Source organism: Formosa algae (assembly GCF_001439665.1).
Lineage (GTDB): Bacteria > Bacteroidota > Bacteroidia > Flavobacteriales > Flavobacteriaceae > Formosa > Formosa algae.
The window spans coordinates 75584-97056 of sequence record NZ_LMAK01000082.1; the positions used below are offsets into that span (position 1 = coordinate 75584).

The window sequence follows — 21473 nt, forward strand, 5'->3', positions numbered from 1 at the left end:
AAATATATGAAAATTTCAAAATTAACACTATTGCTAATGCTTTTTGTGAGTACGATGTCGGCTCAAAAAAAGCCGAATATCCTATATATTATCTGTGACGATTTGGGGTATGGAGATGTACAGGCTTTAAATCCTGAAAAAGGAAAAATTCTGACGCCTAAAATAGATGCTTTTGCTAAAGAAGCCATGACGTTTACAGATGCGCATTCAGCTTCTGCAGTTTGTACGCCTTCACGATATGCCATTTTAACGGGGCGTTACTCTTGGCGATCACGATTACAACATGGTGTGTTAGCGAGTGGAGATGAATTAGATCCATTAATTGCTGAAGATCTGACAACCGTTCCTAAAATGCTTAAAAAAGCAGGATATAAAACAGCAGCGATTGGGAAATGGCATCTTGGATTCAAATTTGTTGATGATGATGGAAATCCTGTTCAGGTTTACGATGGTAAAAAAGTTGTAGGACCAGCAATAGGATCTACAGTGCCAAACGGACCAGTATCACGTGGCTTCGATTCTTATATTGGTTTCCACCACTCTAGAGTGATGAAAACCGTGATTAAAGATGATAAGGTTGTAGATAAAATGCCGCCAATTAAAATGTTACAATTTTTAGGAGATAATGCTGAAGATTATATCGCTAATGCTTCTAAAACAGATGAACCGTTCTTTATGTATTTAGCGTTGAATTCGCCACATAGTCCAGTTGTTCCTTCAGAAGCTTGGCAAGGTAAAAGTGGTATGGGTGCTTATGCAGATTTTGTAATGGAAACCGATGATGTTGTAGGTCGTGTACTAGAAGCTCTAGAAAAAAATGGTATAGCAGATAATACTTTGGTGTTTTTTACAAGTGATAATGGATGTTCTGCACCCGTGGCAAAAGCAGGAAAATTAGAAAAAGAATTTGGACATTATCCTAGTGCAAATTTCAGAGGTTATAAATCTGATATTTGGGAAGGGGCACATCGTATTCCATTTATCGTAAAATGGCCAGGCCAAATAGAAGCAGGTTCAGAAAACGATAAACTGATTTGTCAAACCAGTTTAATGGCTACATGTGCAGAAATTGCTGGGTTAAGTTTAGGCGATGATGAAGGAGTAGATTCATATAGTATTTTACCATTGTTAGAGAATAAAAAAGCGAAAACAGATTATAACTTAGTGGTGCATCACTCTATTAATGGAAAATTCTCTATTCGTAATAAAAAATGGAAATTAGAACTTACTCCAGGTTCTGGCGGATGGTCTAGTCCGACAGATAGTAAAGCGATGAAAGAAAACTATCCAGACATTCAGTTGTATAATATGAAAACAGATGTGGAAGAAACGACTAATGTGTATGATAAACATCCAAAACTTGTTAAAAAAATGACAGCACAATTGAAAGAAATTGTTGAAAATGGAAGAACAACTTCAGGAACGTTACAAGAGAATGATGTTAAGGTAGATATGTTTAAAACAGGACAGACCAAAGCATCAGCTGCACATTAAAAAAGAGTTATAATTTATGACAATAATTAATAAACATAGTGCTGTATTTAGTGTGCTTTTATTCAGCGTTTTTATTGCTGTATCTTGTTCATCTTCTAAATCAAATACAGAAGAAGTCGTACAAGATGCGGTTGTAAAACAGGAACGTGAAGCCGTAGATTATATCGACCCAATAATTGGAGCCGTAACGTATGGTAAAAAATCTAAGGATGCGCACGGTTTTGGAAAAACATTTCCAGGTTCGGCAACTCCTTTTGGTTTGGTGCAATTAAGTCCAGATACATTTACAGGAGGCGATAATGGTCCAGGATATTCTTACGAGCATCCTACTATGGAAGGCTTCAGTTTTACACATATGAGTGGTATTGGTTGGTTTGGCGACTTAGGAAACTTTTTAGTTACACCAACAGTAGGGAAACTACAAACCAATCGAGGAGTACCAGATAATCCAGAAAGTGGGTACCGTTCGCGTTATTCTCACGATACTGAAATCACCCAAGCCGGATATTATGCCGTCACTTTAGATGATTATAAAGTAAGAACAGAACTGACTTCTGCACCAAGAGCAGGAATTATCAGATTTACTTTTCCTGAGAGCGATAGTTCTCGTATACAAATAGATTTATCGCGTAGAGTGGGCGGTACGTCTACAGAACAATACATTAAAGTAGTAAACGAAAACACCATTGAAGGTTGGATGAAATGTCCGCCAGAAGGTGGAGGTTGGGGTGCTGGTCAAGGAAATGCCGATTACGTGGTGTATTTCTATTGTCAGTTTAGTAAACCTCTAAAAGACTATGGTATTTGGAGCGCTAATATTCCAGATGTACCAAGAAAGATGCGTTTTATTAGAAGAGACAATTATCAAGATGCAGTTAAAAATGCCGATATTTTTGAAGGCAAAAATGAAATGCAAGGGAAACATCTTGGCTTTTATAATAATTTCGACACCAAAGAAGGAGAAGAAATTTTGGTAAAAAGTGGTATTTCTTTTGTGAGTATTGCTGGTGCTAAAGAAAATTTAGAGCATGATATTAATCATTGGGATTTCGATAAAACACGACAAGAAGCACGTGATTTATGGAGTGATGCCATATCTAATATATCGGTTTCAGGTGCTACAGATAAAGAAAAAACAATCTTTTACACATCACTTTATCACACGTTAATAGATCCGCGTGCATTTTCAGATGTTAATGGTAATTATATCGGAGCGGATAAAAAAGTACACCAAACAGACAATTTTACCTACCGCACTATATTTAGTGGTTGGGATGTGTTTAGGTCGCAATTTCCTTTGCAAACCATTATCAATCCAAGTTTGGTAAACGATGAGATTAATTCCTTATTACAAATGGCGGAGTTTAGTGGTAGAGAATACTTGCCACGTTGGGAAATGTTAAACTCGTATTCAGGAGTGATGTTAGGAAACCCAGCTGTTTCAGTGATTAATGATGCGTATCAGAAAGGTATCAGAAATTACGATGTAGAGAAAGCTTTTCAATACTCATTAAATACTGTAAATAATACGGGTAATGGCGAATTAGGCTATGCAAACAAACACATTTCAAAAACCTTAGAATATGCGTATTCAGATTGGGCATTATCAACTTTTGCAGAATCTTTAGGGAAACATGAAATTGCTGAGACGTATTTCAAAAAGAGTAAAAATTACAAAAACATTTGGAACGAGGAGGTTAATTGGTTTAGAGCGAAAGACAGTTCTGGAATATGGTTAGAGTGGAAAGGCAAAACGGTGCATGGACAAGGTTGTATAGAAAGTAATCCGTATCAGCAAGGCTGGTTTGTTCCGCATGATATAGATGGTTTAAAGGAATTAATGGGCGGAGAAGAAGCTTTTAAAAACGAATTAATTTCATTCTTTGATAATACGCCGGAAGATTTCCTTTGGAATAATTACTACAATCATCCAAACGAACCTGTACACCACGTGCCATTTATGTTAAATGAAGCTGGTGTGCCACATTTAACCCAAAAATATACTCGTAAAATATGTAGCAATGCATATGGAACAGATGCTTTTGGATTGTGCGGAAATGAGGATGTTGGACAAATGTCTGCATGGTATGTTTTGGCATCAATAGGTATTCATCCTGTAAATCCTGGCGATAATATTTATCAAATAACAAGTCCGGTGTTTAACGACATTGAAATAAAATTAGATAATGAATATTACACAGGGAAAACCTTCAAAATTTTAGCTCATAATAATTCTGAAGACAACCTTTACATTCAATCTTTAAAACTTAATGGCAAACCATTAGACCGCTATTGGATTACTCACGAAGAAATTACTCAAGGGGGAGTTTTAGAAATGGAAATGGGAGCAACACCGCAATTAAATTAAATCAACAACACGAAATAATAATTTATATACAATGAAAAAATCAGTTTTAGTCATCTTATTTAGTTTGGTCATAATGACGGTTAATGCGCAGAAGCATTACGATTACCCTATGCCAGAATACACACCAACAGCAGGTAACTTAGCTGCACGTGAGGATTTTCAGGATATGAAATTCGGTATGTTTATTCACTGGGGAGTCTATAGTATTTTAGCCGATGGCGAATGGGTCATGTTAATTAAGAAAATAAATGGAGACAACTATTCCAGATTAGCAGACTTTTTTAATCCACAGGAATTTAATGCTGAAGAATGGGTTAAAATAGCGAAAGATGCAGGGATGAAATACATTACAATTACCTCGCGTCATCATGATAGTTTTAGTATGTTCGATACAGATGCTAGTGATTTTAATATTGTTGATGCGACTCCATATGGTAAAGATCCATTGAAGGAATTGGCTGCAGCTTGTAAAAAAGAAGGTATTAAATTGAATTTTTACTATTCGTTATTAGATTGGAAACGCGACGATTATAAACAAGGTAAAAAAGGAGATGCTGAAGCTTGGGATAAATACGTAGATTTTATGAAAGCGCAGTTAACTGAATTATTAACGAATTACGGTGAGATTGGATGTATTTGGTTTGATGGACATTGGGATCAAAAAGAAGCAAATTGGCAATATGATGAGATTTATTCATTAATACACAAACTAAGTCCGAGTACGTTAATAGCAAATAATCATCACATTCAGCCAATAGCTGGAGACGATATTCAAACTTTCGAACGTGATTTACCAGGAGAAAATCATGGCGGTTACAGTGATGGTGTGCACGTAAGCCAATTACCATTGGAATCTTGTGCAACTATGGCAGGAAAATGGGGCTATAGTATTTATGATAAAAAGTTTAAAACTACAAAACAACTGATTCATTTTTTAGTGAAAGCAGCTGGAAAAAACGGGAATTTATTATTAAATGTTGGGCCTATGCCTAATGGTAAAATTCAACCAGAATTTGTTGATACTTTAGGAGAAATTGGTGAGTGGACAAGTAAATATGGAGAGAGTATTTACGGAACTAGAGGTAACGTAATTAAAGATCAAGAATGGGGAACTATTACCAAAAAAGATAATACGTTATATGTACATATTATAAACCAACCAAAAGAATCGTATTTGTTTATTCCAGAATTAGATGCTAAAATAGTATCTGCTACAAGTTTTGATGGTAAAACCAAATACAAATTTAAACAACACAAAGAAGGCGCTTTTATTTATATCGATACGGCGAATATAAACGACATCGATGAGGTTTTAAAACTAAAAATAAAATAAGCGATTACAATGAATTTTAAAAACGTTTCGGTATTATTTATAAGTTTATTTTCAAGTATAGTGCTATGCGCTCAAGACACCATTCCATTAGTAAATGGATTAGTTGTTGGAGCAACAAATCAGGCTAGACGTACTATTATTTACAAAGATCCTGTATTTAGCGATTTTATAACACAAGATGTTTACAGACCAAAAGAAGGTGATAGTATAGGTGTAAACAGACGCGAAGAAACCGAACGTTGGGAAAAGATTAAAGCCGATGGAAAGGGCGTGTTTAAAAGCCGAAAATTACGTGGGGGTTACTTATTTGTAACCTATAATTCACCTGAAAAAGCACTTAAAATCTTAGAGATTTCTGGGCATAACGAAGTCTATGTAAATGGCGTTCCTCGTGGTGGCGATGTATATAATAAGCATTTAACTTTTCATCCGATTCAACTTAAAGAAGGCGAAAATACATTTTTAGTAAAAGGTGGTCGTGGTCAGGTTAACATGCAACTGTTAGCGATAAAAAAACCTATCGCATTATTAGAACGCGATATGACTATTCCAGATTTTTTAACCACTGAAAACGATACTAAAATAGGATCTATACGTATCTTAAATTCAACCTTAAAAAATCTAAAAGGTCTAAAAATTGTAACAGAAACTAACGGTCATAGTATTGCGACCAAAGTTCCTGCTATAATTCCTATGGCTATGAGAAAAGTACCTTATTATGTAGAAGATAATTATACAGAAAAGGATACGGTTAGAGTAAAAGTGAAGTTATATAAAGGTAATACACTTTTAGATGAAGCTTCTGTGTTATATAAAGTTAAATCACCAGAGCAGTTTTATTCTAGAACATTTATTTCTGATATAGATGGTAGTGTGCAATATTTCTCTGTTAAAGAAGGCGACTTAAAAACAGAAGATAAACCGGCCATGTTTTTATCTGTGCATGGCGCAAGTGTAGAAGCAAGACGACAAGCAGCAGAATATAAAGCAAAAGATTGGGGGCATGTTATTGCACCCACAAATCGAAGAGATTTTGGTTTTAATTGGGAAGATTGGGGCCGTTGGGATGCCATGGAAGTTCAGAATATTGCCGAAGAGATGTACGGTACAGATCCTAAACGTACGTATTTAACGGGGCATTCAATGGGTGGCCACGGAACTTGGCATTTAGGTGCTACTTTTCCTGATAAGTGGGCAGCCATTGCACCTATTTCTGGTTGGTATTCGCTATTTTCTTATGCTGGTAAAGATAAGCTAGAAGAAGCCTCTGCTTTAGAGCATATGTTTACAAGAGCGAATCATGCCAGTCATACTTTAGAACTGTCAAGAAATTATTTACATCATGGTGTTTACATTCAACATGGCGATGCAGACGATGTGGTCTCTGTAGACCAAGCCCGTTTTATGCGTAAGCATTTAGCAGAGTTTCATACCGATTTTGCGTACTTAGAATATGAAGATAAAAAGCATTGGTTTGGAATCGATTTTCATACCATTTTCGATTATTTTAAATGGCATACCATTCCGGATAACGATGTGGTTAAAACATTCGAGTTTAGAACAGTTAATCCAGGTGTGTCTTCAGAAAGTCGTTATATCACCTTATATCAGCAGGAAAAATTATTTGAATTTTCAGGTGTAAAAGCGACTCAAAACGTTAGAACTGAAAAGCAAATTAAAAAGGATGAGGTTTTAAAAACACGTAATATTTCTATAGAAACCGAAAACTTAAAAACATTTAAAGTCGATTTAAAACATACGATTGCTTCAGACACCGTAAATATTAATATTGATGGTGTTAAGTTTCAGAATTTAGATGCGAAAAATAAAACTGAAGCTTGGTTTAAAAAAGACAATGAAACTTGGGTATTAACCGAAGCACCTACAGATGCGTTTGAGAAAAACCCAACACGTTATGGTAATTTTAAAGAAGCTTTTAAAGACAACATGATTTTTGTGTATGGTACTAAAGGAACCAAAGCAGAAAACGATTGGGCATTTAATAAGGCTCGCTTTGATGCCGAAACGTTTTACTACAGAGGTAACGGTTCAATAGATATTATTTCGGACAAAGATTTTTCATTGAAAAAATATAAAGATCGTTCGGTAATACTTTATGGTAATGCTTCAACAAACAGTGCTTGGAAGGTATTGCTTAATGATAGTCCAGTTCAAGTTAAACGTAACGAAATACAAATTGGAGATCAGTCGTTTAAAGGCGATCATTATGGTGCTTATTTAACTTACCCGAGAACCGATAGTGATACAGCTTCAATTGCTGTAATTACAGGAACAGGATTAAACGGATTTAAAGCCGCCATACCTAATAAATATTTTGGTTCTGGTACCGATACACCCGATGTTATGATTTTTAATAATACCATTTTTAAAGAAGGTATAAATGGTATTGAAGCGACTGGGTTTTACGGTAACGACTGGAGTTTAGAGCAAGGTGACATAGAATGGAAGACTAACTAAAACGATACCAAACTTTTGAAATCCAACATTATAAAAAAACTGTTACTACTCACTTTAGTTGTAGGCTTGTGTTCATGTAAAGAAAAAGTCGAAGAGACAGCCGAAGTAGTAAAAAAGGAGGAGCTTGAAAAACAACCAAATTTTGTATTTATTATGGTTGACGATTTAGGGAAAGAGTGGTTTCCTACCTACGGTGCAACAGAAATAACGACACCACGTATTGATGCTTTAGTAAATACAAGTATAAAATTTAATAATGTGTATTCTATGCCGCAATGTACACCAAGTCGTGTGGCATTAATTACAGGACAATATCCTTACAATAACGGTTGGGTAAACCATTACGACGTGCCACGTTGGGGACACGGCGCAAATTTTGATGCTGATAAAAATCCGAGTTTCGCCAAGTCTTTACAACAGCTAGGCTATAAAACGTGTATTGCAGGTAAATGGCAAATAAACGATTTTAGAATAGAACCTAATGCCATGAAAAAAGCGGGATTCGATGACTTTTGTATGTGGACGGGTTACGAATCTGGAAATGCCCCGAGTGATAATCGGTATTGGGATTCGTATATTTTTACAACAGAAGGAAGTAAAACCTATTCCGGGAAGTTTGGCCCAGATATTTTCTCCGATTTCGTCATTAAATTTATGACAGAAAATAAAGAGGTGCCATTTTGTGTGTATTATCCTATGGTATTAACTCATAGTCCGTTTGTGCGCACACCGCATGAACCAGAAGCCAAAACCAAATATGAAAAGCACTTGGCTATGGTGCGTTATACTGATTATATTGTTGGAAAAATTCTAGATCATTTAGAAAAATCTGGACTTTCAGATAATACCTATGTGGTTTTAACTACAGATAACGGTACATCGCCATCTATAATAGGAAAACGAAATGGTGCGTATATACGTGGTGGAAAAGCCTATTTAACCGAGAATGGAATTAATGCTCCGTTTATTGTAAGAACCCCAGATCAGAAACATTTTGAAACGAATGCTTTAGTCGATTTTACAGATGTTTTTCCAACATTGTTAGAGTTAGCAAGTGCAGATAAACCATCAGACTATGAATTAGATGGCTATTCATTCGCGAATGTAATTAGAGCAGAAGACAAAAATAGTGAACGGGATTATATCCTTTCTATGGGGGGATTATCTGGTCATGTCAATACAGAAGGCAGATTAGTCAACAATATTATATTTAGAGATCGGGTTTTACGTAATGAAAAATATAAAGTTTATGTCGATACGCTTCAGCAAATTCATCGCCTATTTGATATGGAAAACGATCCGTACGAAACTCAGAATTTAATAGATCATTCCGAAATGCAATCGGTTTTAAACGAATTTCAAATTAAAGTTGATGCATTGCCTAAATCAGATAGTAATCCAAAGTATTCAAAAACAAAAGGCTTACCAACAGATATAAAATTAGAGGTTATACGTAAAACTGCAGCGCGCACAAAAGGCCGTAAAACTAATATGATGGGGTTAGCCAATGAAGAACAGTTTCTAAAGTTAACAGCGCAAGAACATTAATCTACAAAAAAAAGATAATTGAAAATATATAATTACATATGGTGTTTGTTATGCTTATGTGGTATGAATATGTATGCACAACAGTTGCTATATATTTCTCCAAATGGGAACGATACAAACAAGGGAACAAAAGCAGAACCTTTAGCGACATTAACGGCTGCCAGAGATGCTATAAGAGAAATTAAAAAAAATCCATCTTTTACAACACAAACGTTTCACGTTATTATTGAAGACGGTATGTATTTTATGAAAGCGCCTCTTTTATTATTGCCAGAAGATAGCGGAACTGCAACAGATCCTATAATTTATAAGGCAGAAGAAGGTGCACATCCGGTATTTAGCGGTGGTAAACTAATTTCAGGGTTTTCTGTAAATGAAGATGGGATGTGGGAAAAGACCATTCCAGAAAGCGTATATTATAAATGGAAATTCGATCAACTTTATGTAAATAATTCACGTGCCACTCTAGCAAAAACACCAAATACAGGTTTTATAGTCCTAGACACAGTTACTCAAAATATTTGGAAACCAGGAACGTCAAGAGTTGCAGATCGGGCAGAACAAGACCTCTATTTACACACTGAAGATTTTAATGTGCTACATAAAATTGAGAAAAATGAAATTAAGGATGTGCGTTTTAAAGCCTTCCATAAATGGGATTATACGTTAAGACATATTGATGCTCTAGATGCAGATAGTCTAAAGATAACCACCTCAGGAAAAGGCATGAAACCATGGAATCCTTTAAAGAAAGGTGGACGTGTTGTTTTTGAAAATTACAAAGCGGCTTTAGATGTTGCAGGGGAATGGTTTTTAAATAATCAGGGCAAGCTATTTTACAAACCTAAACCAGAAGAAACTTTAGAACATACCCAAGTTATTGCTCCTGTTTTGGAGAATTTAATCACGATAGCCGGAGATGCCACACAAAATAATTATGTAGAACATGTTTATTTTGAAGGATTAAGTTTTAAACATTGTCATTACAAAATACCTTCAACAGGTTCAGAACCCAATCAAGCGGCAGCCATTCTTAATGCCGCAATCATGATAGAAGGCGCTAAAGATATTAAAATCACGAATTGTGAAGTGTCTCAGATTGGGCAGCATGCCATTTGGTTTGGAAAAGGCTCTAGTGAATCTGAAATCAATCACACATATATCCATAATATTGGAGGCGGTGGTGTGTATTTAGGCGACTTTAAAGCTTTAGAAGGCGAGCAGCATACACATCATATCACCATAAATAATAATATCATTCAGTCTGGCGGACAAGAGTTTCCTGCAGCTGTAGGAATTTGGGTCGGACACAGTTCCGATAATGACATTACACATAACGATATTGGAAACTTTTACTACACTGGAATTTCTGTAGGTTGGGTTTGGGGATACACCCCAAGTTTAGCCAAACGTAATAGAATTTCTTATAATCATATCCATCATATTGGTTGGGATTTGTTGAGTGATATGGCTGCAATTTATACTTTGGGGGCTTCAGAAGGTACGGTGGTCGAAAATAATTTGATTCATCACATACATTCGTATTCTTACGGTGGCTGGGGAATGTATGCAGATGAAGGGTCTTCTGGAATTATATTCAGAAACAATTTAGTTTACAATACCAAAACTGGTGGTTTTCAAGAAAATTACGGTAAAGAAAATATAGTAACCAACAACATATTGGCCTTTGCTAAAAAATATCAGATGCAATGCACAATTGCTGAAGATCACAAATCTTTTACATTCACCAACAATATTGTGGTGTTTAATGAAGGGATGGTTGCTAAAGGCGCTTGGGATGATGTTATTGCAGATATAGATTATAATATATACTGGAATACCGCTGGAACAGAGTACGATTTCAATAAGCACTCGTTTAAAGATTGGCGTAAAAAGGGATTTGATAAGCATAGCTTTTTAATCGATCCAGAGTTTAACAATCCATTAGAAGCTGATTTTAATTTTAAGAGTAAAAAAAGTTATAAAAAAATAAAGTTTAAACCTTTTAATTATTCTGAAGCAGGTGTATTCGGAGATAAGTCTTGGAAAGAGAAAGCGAAATTATCGCAATCAATTATTGAAGATTTTGATAAAGCCGTTGAAAAAAACGTTCAACTTAATCCAAGTAGAGGTTAAATTTTGAAAGCGAAATTTTGCCAATTTTAAAATATAGACAATAAAAACAAACAGAATATAATTCTATAAGGTATGAGAAAATATGTAGTACTAATGTTGTTAACGGTTATTTTTACCTCATGCTCGCAACAACCCAATCCGACTTTTAAACAAGAAGATGTTTCTATACTTCCTAAACCGTTAAGTTTAAATTTAAATGAAGGCTTTTTTAAAGTAGAATCGAATACAGCACTTATTCTAAAAGACGATAGCCAGAAAAAAGCGGCAAATTATTTAACGGGTTTGTTCGGTAAAGCTGCAGGTTTCAATTTAGCTATTCAGAATACTAGTGCAGATAATGCAATTGTATTTGAAACTGTAGCAGGACTAAAAGAAGGCGGATATAATTTAGAGGTTAATCCAACCATAATTACAATTCAAGCTTCAGAAGAAAGCGGATTTTTTAATGCCGTACAATCTATTCGTCAATTATTACCCGTTGCTATAGAAAGTCAAGAGACCGTTGCAGCAGATTGGTTTGTTCCTGCTGTAACTATAAAAGACGAACCGCGTTATGAATGGCGTGGTATGCATATGGATTTTAGTCGTCACTTTTTTAATATAGATGAGGTTAAAGCATTTTTAGATTATATGGCATTGTATAAACTGAATACGTATCATATGCACCTAACAGATGATCAGGGATGGCGTATAGAGATTAAAAAATATCCATTACTAACAGAAAAAGGAGCATGGAGAACACCAAATAATCAGGATACCATTTGCATGGACCGATCTGTAGAAAATAAGTTATATACTATAGATGAATCTAACTTTAAAGAAATTGATGGCGAACGTAAGTATGGTGGTTTCTTTACGCAAGATCAAATCAAAGAGATTGTCGCGTATGCAGATGCGAGATGTATTACTGTAATTCCAGAAATCGATATGCCTGGGCATTTTAAATCGGCTATAGATAACTATCCGTTTTTATCATGTAACGAAGAATCTGGTTGGGATACTGTATTTACATATCCAACGTGTTTAGGTAAGGAAACGACTTATGAGTTTATGAAAAATGTATTGGATGAGGTAGTCGAATTATTTCCTGCAGAATACGTTCATATTGGTGGAGACGAAGTTAATATTGCCTCTTGGGAAGTGTGTCCGCATTGCCAGAAAGCGATTAAAGATAATAACCTAAAAGACGAGCACGAATTGCAATCTTTTTTCAATAGAGATATAGAACAATTTTTAAAATCTAAAGGAAAACAATTCATGGGCTGGGACGAAATTGTAAAAGGCGGATTAACAAAAGATGCTAATGTAATGTGGTGGAGAAACTGGGTGCCAGATGCGCCAAAGACCGCTGCAGCAAATGGGAATGATATTGTAATTACGACTACAGCAGCTTATTATTTCGATTATTTAAACGATGGAAATCCTATAGAAAACGTTTACAATTATGAGCCCGTACCTGCAGATTTTACAGAAGAAGAAACCAAACATGTTTTAGGAATTCAAGGAAATTTATGGTCAGAGCATATTCCTAGTTTTAAGCGCTTACAATATCAGGCCTTTCCAAGATTTTTGGTGATTTCTGAAAATGCTTGGTCAGAACACGATAAAGATTTTGAAGATTTTAACAGTAGAGTAGAAGATCAATATGACAGGTTAGATGCTTTAGGGGTGTATTATTATATTCCTGCAGTGAGAGGTTTAGAGAAAGAAATCGTAATTGTAGATAGTACAGCTGTGAATTTAAATTTAGCTTACGATTTAGAAGGTGTAGATATTTATTATACTGAAGATGGTAGTGTACCCACACAAGAATCTATAAAATATGACGGACCGTTTATAGTAAATGATACAATTGAGATAAAAGCGCGTGCGTATAGAGGCGATATTTATAATGATCTAAAATCGACTAAAGTTATTCAGAAAGCATATGTAAATCCAGTAACGGTTTCTCTAGAAGAAAAAGGTTTAAAACAATGGGTTTTAGATGGTAAATTTAAGACAGTGGCAGATGTTAAAACTCCAACCACATCTAATTTTACAAAAGTAGATAGTATTGCCTTAGGAGATTTAAAAGATAGAAAACCATTTTCTGTAGTTTATAAAGGATTTTTTAATGCTGAAAAAGATGGTATTTATGAATTCGAAACCCGTTCAGATGGTGGCGATGTGCTTATGATTGGAGAAGATCTTGTTGTAGATAATAGCGGTTGGCATGGACCTAGAAAACGTTACGGAAAAATAGCTTTAAAACAAGGGTTTCATCCCATAACTATTACATATAGACCAAGCGATAAACCTAGAGTTATAGAGGTAAAGTACGGATTACAAGGCGAGGAATTATTACCTTTAGATAGCTCGGTTACCGGATTTTAATTTCAGATAAAAAAACGTTTTGTAATGCATACTCATAATCGGTTGTAGCATAGTAAAATCACACATGACTAGATATAACATGAAAAATGGTTTAAATATATTATCATTAAGAACGATTACATTAGTATGTATGGTGCTAATTACTCAATACATTACAGCTCAAAATCCTATTTTAAAAGATAGTGATACAGGATTTGTATATGCTGCAGATCCTGCTGCAGAAGTTTTTAATGATAAAGTGTATGTATATTGTTCTAGAGATGTAGAAAATGCGGTGTCTTATAGTACCATGCAAGATTATGTGATTTTAGAATCTGCCGATTTAGACAAGTGGATAAATCATGGTGTTGTGCTAAAACCTCGAGCATATAGTTGGGCAGACGGACAAATGAATGCGCCGGATGCAGCTTATAAAAATGGTTGGTATTATTTGTATTTTCCTTACAATAAAACAGATATTGGTGTTGCAAAAAGCAAGTCGCCAATTGGTCCATGGGAAGAAGCTGTAACCGATAAGATTACAACTATTTTTGATCCAACAGTTTTTGTAGATGATGATGGTCAAGCCTACATTTATGGGAACGACCATAAAGTAAATATCGGAGCACCCGGAGCTCATATTATGGGCGCAAAATTAAAAGACAATATGGTTGAACTTGATGGGCCTTGGATTCGTTTAAGTGAAGAAACCGTAAGTGAAGCTGTACACATTTTTAAAAGAAATGATATTTATTATTTTAGTGCGAGAGTAGGGCCGGTTACAAAATACTGGATGGCAGATTCTGCATTACCAAAGCATTATGCTACGCTTAAAGGCGAATTGGCTCCAAACGCACCAGATGCACCAAATCATACTTCAGTTATAGAATTTAAAAATGAATGGTATTTCTTATATCACCGTGGCGACGTTAATAACGGATCTTTTCATAAAAGGTCAGCTTGTTTTGAAAAAATGTCTTTTAGAGAAGATGGAACCATTGTACCTATAGAATATTCATTAGAACAATAATTATGTTGAAACTCCTAAAGTTAAGATTTAATAATATAATGATTGTCGTGCTCGTTACAAGCATGTCTTTATTTGCAGCTTGTAAATCTAATCCTTCAGCTAAAGACCATACACAATCTGCGCCATTAGGATTATCTGTAGAATATATTCGAAAACCTCAGGAAGTATTAATTATAGATCAAAAACCTGAATTTGCTTGGGAATTACCAAATACGATAACGGCACAATCTGCATATCAAATTTTAGTCGCATCAACTCAAGAATTTCTAGAGCAAGATCAAGGAGATGTTTGGGATTCGGGCAAAGTACTTAGTAATCAATCTATAGATATAGCATTTAAAGGCACTGCGCTTAAAGTAAGTAAAACGTATTTTTGGAAAGTAAAAATTTGGGACGAAAACCATAAGGAAAGTCCATATTCAGAATCGCAAAATTTTACAATTGGAGCAAATACAGGTACCATAACTAGTGCGAATAGCTTTAGAATAGACCGTATAAAACCTAAAGTATTGAAACAAACATCTAACAATGCTTATTTTTTAGATTTTGGTAAAGCGGCCTTTGCAACATTAGAATTTAATTATAACACACCGGAAGTCGATACACTTGTGTTTCATATTGGCGAGCAACTTACAGATTATAAAATAAACAGAACACCTAAAGGGACTATTCGGTATCAAAAGATTGTAGTTCCTGTACATCCAGAGCAACACACATATACAATATCTATAAAACCCGATAAAAGAAACACAAAGCCAGAAGCAATACATTTACCAGTATCGTTTCCGGTATTAATGCCTTTTAGATATGTAGAAATAGAGCACGTTAAGGGGGAAATACAGGCGGCAGATTTTAATCAGATTGCATATTTTGGATATTGGGAAGATAATGAGAGTTATTTTAAAAGTTCAGATACCATCTTAAATCAAGTTTGGGAGTTGTGTAAATACTCTATCAAAGCAACCACATTTGCAGGCGTGTATGTCGATGGCGATCGCGAACGTATTCCTTATGAGGCCGATGCTTACCTAAATCAATTAAGTCATTACACTACAGATAGAGAATATGCTATGGCCAGACAAACCATAGAGTATTTTATGGAACAACCAACATGGCCCACAGAATGGCAATTACATGTGGCGCTTATGTTTCATGCCGATTATATGTATACTGGAAATACAGAACTTATCGAGACGTATTACGATAAATTAAAATATAAAACGCTAATGGAGCTTCGCAGAGCAGATGGATTAATAAGTTCTTCTAAAGCAACTCCAGAATTCATGAAAAAATTAGGATTTAAAAATCCGAAAACAAAGTTGAAAGATATTGTAGATTGGCCCCCTGCACAAAAAGATACAGGATGGAAATTAGCCACTGTAGAAGGCGAACGCGATGGTTTTGTGTTTACACCTATTAATACAGTCATAAATTGTTTGTATTATAAAAATTTAGAAATCATGGCCGATTTTGCCAAAATTCTAAATAAAACAAACGAAGTAATAGATTACGAACAACTAGCCAAGCAGGTTAAAGCATCTATCAACACTAAATTATTTAATCAAGATTTAGGTATATATACAGATGGAGAAGATACAACCCATGCTTCATTACACTCTAATATGATGGCGTTGGCATTTAATATTGTTCCTGAAAATGATATTAAAACAGTAGTAGATTTTATTAAAACAAGAGGTATGGCTTGTAGTGTGTATGGTGCGCAATATTTACTTGAAGCTTTATATAATGCTAATGAAAGTGATTATGCCTTAGAACTCATGACGGCTACACACGACAGAAGTTGGTATAATATGATAGACATCGGGTCGACAATAACGCTAGAAGCTTGGGATATGAAATATAAACCCAATGCCGATTGGAACCACGCTTGGGGAGCAGCTCCTGCTAATATTATTCCAAGATATCTTTGGGGAATACAGCCAAAAACACCAGGATATGCTGTTGCAAAAATTCAACCTCAATTAGACAATTTAAATTCTAGCTCTATTGTTGTGCCTACGTTAAGAGGTCAAATTAAGGGCGATTATATTTTAAAAGATGATAAAACTAAACAATTTACTATTGATATTCCAGCAAATATGAAGGCAGAATTTATGGTAAAAAGAACATCTACAATAAAAGTGAATAATAAAATAATTCATGGTAATTTAGATCATATTGCATTAGAAGCAGGGAATTATATCATAGAAATATTTAATTAAAAAAACATGAAAAAAATTTATTGTTTATTTTTTATTTACTCTCTTTTTTGCTCTGTAAAAACAATGGCAATGAAGGAGTTTTTTATTTCGCCTAATGGTAGTGATACCAATTCAGGAACAAAATTGAGACCATTTGCTAGTTTTAATAGAGCAAATGAAGAATTAAAAAAAATAGCAGGTAGAGAGCCAGTTACAATATGGTTTTATGAAGGTGTTTATCATTTAAAAGAAGCGATTCTATTTAATTCTGAAGTTTCAGGAACAGCAGAAAATCCTATCATTATTTCTAGTTTACCAGGAGCTATAGTAAAACTTAAAGGGTCTAAAACATTAAACAATCTTAAATGGAATTTGTTTGATAAAGGTATTTATGCTACAAAAGTTCCAAAAAATATTGATTTTGATCAGCTTTTCGTAAACGGAAATCGTAAAATACGCTCTAGATATCCAAATTACGATTATGAAAATCCTTTAAGAGGAGGAAAAGGTTATTTAGAAGTATTAGATGGTACCGATAAAAGATATGATACTTGGTTTACATTAAAAAAAGAAGACTTTCCAGATAAGAAATGGCAAAATCCAAGTACAGGAATTGTACATGCATTTCAAAGTCATAATTGGGGAAACATGCAATACCGTATTTCTGGGATTAATATTGAAGAACAGAAAATCCTTTTGGGCGAAGGAGGTTGGCAATTACAGCGTTCTTTAGGAATAGGAGGAAAAGGAAAAAATTTATCATTGTTTTTTATAGACAATATTTTTGAAGAGTTAGATACACCTGGAGAGTGGTTTTTAGATGTTGAAAAAAACATGTTGTATTACTATCCAGAAGAAGGAATTGATGTACATAATGCAACGTTTGAAGTTCCTGTTTTAAAAGATTTAATTCAAATAAAAGGAGATGCAGAAAAGCCTGTAAAGCATATTACAATAAATGGATTAGAATTTTCTCATTCAAAATCAACATTTATGGAGTTGTATGAACCTCTAGCACGTGGAGATTGGGCTATACATCGTGGTGGAGCAATTTTTTTGCAAGGAACAGAAAACTGTACCATTACTAATAATAATTTTGAATATTTAGGAGGTAATGGGGTGTTTTTAAGTGGCTATAATCGTAACAATATTGTAAGTAATAGTCGTTTTGTACATGTTGGAGAAAGTGCTGTTGCTTTTGTAGGTCTACCTTCGGCTGTGCGTTTTTATCAAACTTGGGATGATAGAGATATTGATGGAAAAAATTGGGATGATATGCGTAAAAACATGGATTTGGAGCCTGGACCAAAATCATTAGATTATCCTAAAAACTGTATTGTAGAAAATAATATAATGCACGATTTTGGTGATTATGGAAAGCAAGTTGCTGGTGTTTATATTTCTATGAGTCATAAAATTACAGTAGCTCACAATACAATTTATAATTGTCCAAGAGCAGGTATTTGTATCAATGATGGTACTTGGGGAGGCCATGTAATAGAGTTTAATGATATCTGGGAAACGGTTAGAGAAACAGGAGAACATGGGCCATTTAATTCTTGGGGACGAGAAAGGCAATGGAGAGGTTCTAGAGGTAGTGATGAACATTTTATAAAAAAACTAACCAAGCTTGATGCGATAGATAATGTTATTGTTAGAAATAATCGTATTGCTAACTACCGTAAATCTATTAGTGCAGGAAACTGGACAATAGATTTAGATGATGGCTCTAGCTATTATGAAATCTATAATAATCTTAGTTTAGGATCAACTATTAAATTAAGAGATGGAATGTCTCGTAAAGTTTTTAATAATATAACGGTAAGTGCAGTTCCATTAGGATTTCATGTTTGGCCAAAAGATTCTGAAGATGAAATTTATAATAATATTTTTGTAATCTCTGGTGCGCTACCCGGTAAAAAAGAACCTACAAAGATTTTTCTTAGAGATGTTGGATTACCAACCGAAACGAAGTGGAGTAAACATTATGATCATAATTTATATTGGAATATTAATTATCCAAGTAATTCTGAAGTGATAAAAGGTGTTGGTCTTAAAGATTGGCAAAATAAAGGCTATGATGAACATGCTGTTTCGGCAGATCCTATGTTTGTAAATGTCGAAGAAGCGAATTATCAAGTAAAAGAAAATTCACCCGCTTTAAAATTAGGTTTTAAGAATTTTCCGATGGATAGTTTTGGACACGAAATGACCCGAATTATACCTTTTGGAGGAGATTTTTCAGATGAAATAAGTGTTACATTAAAAAAAGATGTAAGAGCAAATAAAAAAGCTAAAATATACTATACGTTGGATGGTACTGAACCAAATCAAAATTCCATGTTATACGAGCATCCTATTCAGATAAAAAAATCAAGTACTATAAAAGCAATAACGATAAATCCAAATGGTATTTCTTTAGGATTTACAAATGAAGTTAAATTTAATAAAGTAAACAAAGTTGTTTACCCTAGTTGGTATGATACCTTAATAAAAGGAGAGTATAAAGTAGAAGGAAAACTACCATCAAGTAAAAAAGCACTAGAATTAGAAATTGAAGGTGCTGTGATGATTAATATAGCTGATGATCCAGATTTAATAGATGCAACAGGAGGTTATAATTATGGATGTTATATAAAAGAAATAGATTCAGAAAAAGGGAAGATGTGGTTAGATGCTAGTTTGGATAGAGATTGGGTTATTCAAAAGATTAATGGAAATATCGTAAAAGACATTAAAACACTGCAGAAATTCATGAGAAAACATAAAGGAGAACAGGTTACATTAATTGGGGTTAGAGATTATAGAGAAAAAGAATTTAAAATCAATTTTAAAAAGAATTAAAATAATAAAACATGAATCATTTAAGTTTTAAAAAGCATATAATCTCAGTAGTCGTGTTGCTGTTTAGCGTTTCAGCACTACACGTAGGTGCTCAAAACACAACAGAGAATCCGTTAATTTTAGATATGGTCCATCATAATCCTGGAGAAACACCATATGTATCTAAATATAACGATCCTGCAGTTATTAAAGAAATGGGGTATAATGGAAAAGTTTATTTTCTTTTTGAATCTCCAGCATTGGCCATTAATTGGGAATCTGTTGATAAAGATATTTTACCCAAAGGAACTGAAGATCGTAAGTGGGTAGACGCAAAAGCCGCACAAATTAAACAGATGCATGCGGCATGTAAAGCTCAAGATATGGCCATTTATGCCATGTCAGACTTGGTGTTATTTCCGAAACGATTAATAGAAAAATATAATATTGAAACCACTTTTGGAAATCCAAATGATGCCATAACGGAAAAATTAATTCGTGCACAGATAAATGAAATGTTCGATCAGTTTCCAGATCTTGATGGCTTAGTGGTCCGTATTGGAGAAACGTATTTGCATGATGCGCCTTATCATTTAGGAGCTATTGAAGATAAAAACGATCCTGAAAAAACGATAATTCCTTTAATCAATATTTTAAAAGAAGAGATTTGTGAAAAACGAGACAAACAACTTATTTTTCGTACTTGGGGTGCTTTCGATACCAATCTAGATAATTATATGGCAGTAAGCAATGCTGTAGAACCACATGAGAATTTAATTATAAGTATAAAACACTGTGAAGGTGATTTTCATAGATCTAATGCATTCAGTAAAGTAATAGGGCAAGGGCGTCATCGTCAAATTATAGAGGTGCAATCTGCAAGGGAATATGAAGGTAAAGGAGCATATCCAAATTATATAGCCAATGGTGTTATAGAAGGATTTGAAGAACATGCAAGAATGCCCGAAGCACGCATTAATAGTATTCAAGAGTTTGTAGATGCTAAACCAGAATTATATGCTGGAATGTGGACATGGTCTCGTGGAGGAGGCTGGGATGGGCCGTATATTAAAGATGAATTGTGGTGCGATTTAAATTCTTGGGTTATCGCACAATGGGGGCAACATACAGATAAAAGTGAAGCCTTTATTTTTAATAGATACGCTACAGAACGCCTACATTTAGAAGGCGATAATATTGCAAAATTTAGACAACTATGTTTGCTATCTGCAGAGGCTGTAGTAAGAGGTAGAAATAGTACCTATAGAGATATGAATCCGTGGTGGACAAGAGATCAAGGTATTGCTTGGCCAATGGTTGTAAAAGGAGATATAGAACAAGAGCGAAATCTAGCTCAGAAAGATGAATCTATTGCCAAGTGGGAAGAGATTGTAAAATTAGCGAAATCTATAGATTGGAAAAATGAGGCTACTAAAAATCACGCTATCGGATCTGCCGAATATGGTTTAAAGCTGTATAAAATTTACAGAACTTTAGTGTATATGAAATATGCAGACGATCGCGGAAACACTAAGGATGTAAAAAAATGGATTAAAGCCTATGATAAAGCATGGGAAGATTATAATAAACTTGCAGAAAAATATAGCAGCATAGCCACATTATACACTCAAGATTATAAAAGACACATTGCAAATAATGCAAATCTTAAAGTCGATACGTTAAGAGAAAGTACGAATTAAATCAGCCTTT

Annotated in this window: 11 protein-coding genes; all 11 read left to right on the top strand. The window is 34.5% G+C overall.

Annotated features, from left to right (window positions below):
- Positions 1-6: 6 nt before the first annotated feature.
- The 11 genes from AST99_RS18265 to AST99_RS18315 all read left to right on the top strand — a co-directional run bounded on the left by AST99_RS18265 (position 7) and on the right by AST99_RS18315 (position 21463).
- Positions 7-1494 (top strand): sulfatase family protein, encoded by a 1488-nt coding sequence (locus AST99_RS18265; protein WP_069727884.1) that lies wholly within the window; start codon positions 7-9, stop codon positions 1492-1494.
- A gap of 16 nt (positions 1495-1510) precedes the next feature.
- Entirely contained in the window at positions 1511-3862 is a 2352-nt protein-coding gene (locus AST99_RS18270) for a GH92 family glycosyl hydrolase (protein WP_083495736.1), read from the top strand.
- 31 nt (positions 3863-3893) lie between these two features.
- Positions 3894-5195 (top strand): alpha-L-fucosidase, encoded by a 1302-nt coding sequence (locus AST99_RS18275; RefSeq protein WP_083495737.1) that lies wholly within the window; start codon positions 3894-3896, stop codon positions 5193-5195.
- 9 nt (positions 5196-5204) lie between these two features.
- Positions 5205-7673 (top strand): alpha/beta hydrolase-fold protein, encoded by a 2469-nt coding sequence (locus AST99_RS18280; protein ID WP_057784291.1) that lies wholly within the window; start codon positions 5205-5207, stop codon positions 7671-7673.
- Positions 7674-7688: 15 nt separating this feature from the next.
- Positions 7689-9221, top strand: coding sequence for a sulfatase family protein (locus AST99_RS18285; RefSeq protein WP_157486466.1), 1533 nt, complete (start codon positions 7689-7691; stop codon positions 9219-9221).
- Between the two features lie 63 nt (positions 9222-9284).
- Entirely contained in the window at positions 9285-11357 is a 2073-nt protein-coding gene (locus AST99_RS18290; RefSeq protein ID WP_057784294.1) for a right-handed parallel beta-helix repeat-containing protein, read from the top strand.
- A gap of 72 nt (positions 11358-11429) precedes the next feature.
- Positions 11430-13730 carry a family 20 glycosylhydrolase gene (locus tag AST99_RS18295; protein WP_069727885.1) on the top strand — a complete coding sequence of 767 codons (2301 nt, stop codon included), beginning with the start codon at positions 11430-11432 and terminating at the stop codon, positions 13728-13730.
- A gap of 64 nt (positions 13731-13794) precedes the next feature.
- The gene (locus AST99_RS18300) at positions 13795-14739 is read left to right on the top strand and encodes a family 43 glycosylhydrolase (protein WP_083495738.1); all 945 of its coding nucleotides are present in this window, start codon (positions 13795-13797) and stop codon (positions 14737-14739) included.
- A gap of 2 nt (positions 14740-14741) precedes the next feature.
- Positions 14742-16961 (top strand): alpha-L-rhamnosidase-related protein, encoded by a 2220-nt coding sequence (locus AST99_RS18305; protein ID WP_083495739.1) that lies wholly within the window; start codon positions 14742-14744, stop codon positions 16959-16961.
- Positions 16962-17030: 69 nt separating this feature from the next.
- Positions 17031-19784, top strand: a complete 2754-nt coding sequence (locus AST99_RS18310) for an FN3 associated domain-containing protein (RefSeq protein ID WP_198151560.1) — start codon at positions 17031-17033, stop codon at positions 19782-19784.
- A gap of 11 nt (positions 19785-19795) precedes the next feature.
- On the top strand, positions 19796-21463 hold the full coding sequence (locus tag AST99_RS18315) for a hypothetical protein (protein WP_057784304.1): 1668 nt from the start codon (positions 19796-19798) through the stop codon (positions 21461-21463).
- Positions 21464-21473: the final 10 nt, after the last annotated feature.

What these genes read in the sequence shown, in the direction of transcription:
- AST99_RS18300 (WP_083495738.1), top strand. Translation starts at nt 13,795, where the DNA reads ATGACTAGATATAACATGAAAAATGGTTTAAATATATTATCATTAAGA.
- AST99_RS18305 (WP_083495739.1), top strand. Translation starts at nt 14,742, where the DNA reads ATGTTGAAACTCCTAAAGTTAAGATTTAATAATATAATGATTGTCGTG.
- AST99_RS18290 (WP_057784294.1), top strand. Translation starts at nt 9,285, where the DNA reads ATGAATATGTATGCACAACAGTTGCTATATATTTCTCCAAATGGGAAC.
- AST99_RS18315 (WP_057784304.1), top strand. Translation starts at nt 19,796, where the DNA reads ATGAATCATTTAAGTTTTAAAAAGCATATAATCTCAGTAGTCGTGTTG.
- AST99_RS18295 (WP_069727885.1), top strand. Translation starts at nt 11,430, where the DNA reads ATGAGAAAATATGTAGTACTAATGTTGTTAACGGTTATTTTTACCTCA.
- AST99_RS18265 (WP_069727884.1), top strand. Translation starts at nt 7, where the DNA reads ATGAAAATTTCAAAATTAACACTATTGCTAATGCTTTTTGTGAGTACG.
- AST99_RS18280 (WP_057784291.1), top strand. Translation starts at nt 5,205, where the DNA reads ATGAATTTTAAAAACGTTTCGGTATTATTTATAAGTTTATTTTCAAGT.
- AST99_RS18275 (WP_083495737.1), top strand. Translation starts at nt 3,894, where the DNA reads ATGAAAAAATCAGTTTTAGTCATCTTATTTAGTTTGGTCATAATGACG.
- AST99_RS18270 (WP_083495736.1), top strand. Translation starts at nt 1,511, where the DNA reads ATGACAATAATTAATAAACATAGTGCTGTATTTAGTGTGCTTTTATTC.
- AST99_RS18310 (WP_198151560.1), top strand. Translation starts at nt 17,031, where the DNA reads ATGAAGGAGTTTTTTATTTCGCCTAATGGTAGTGATACCAATTCAGGA.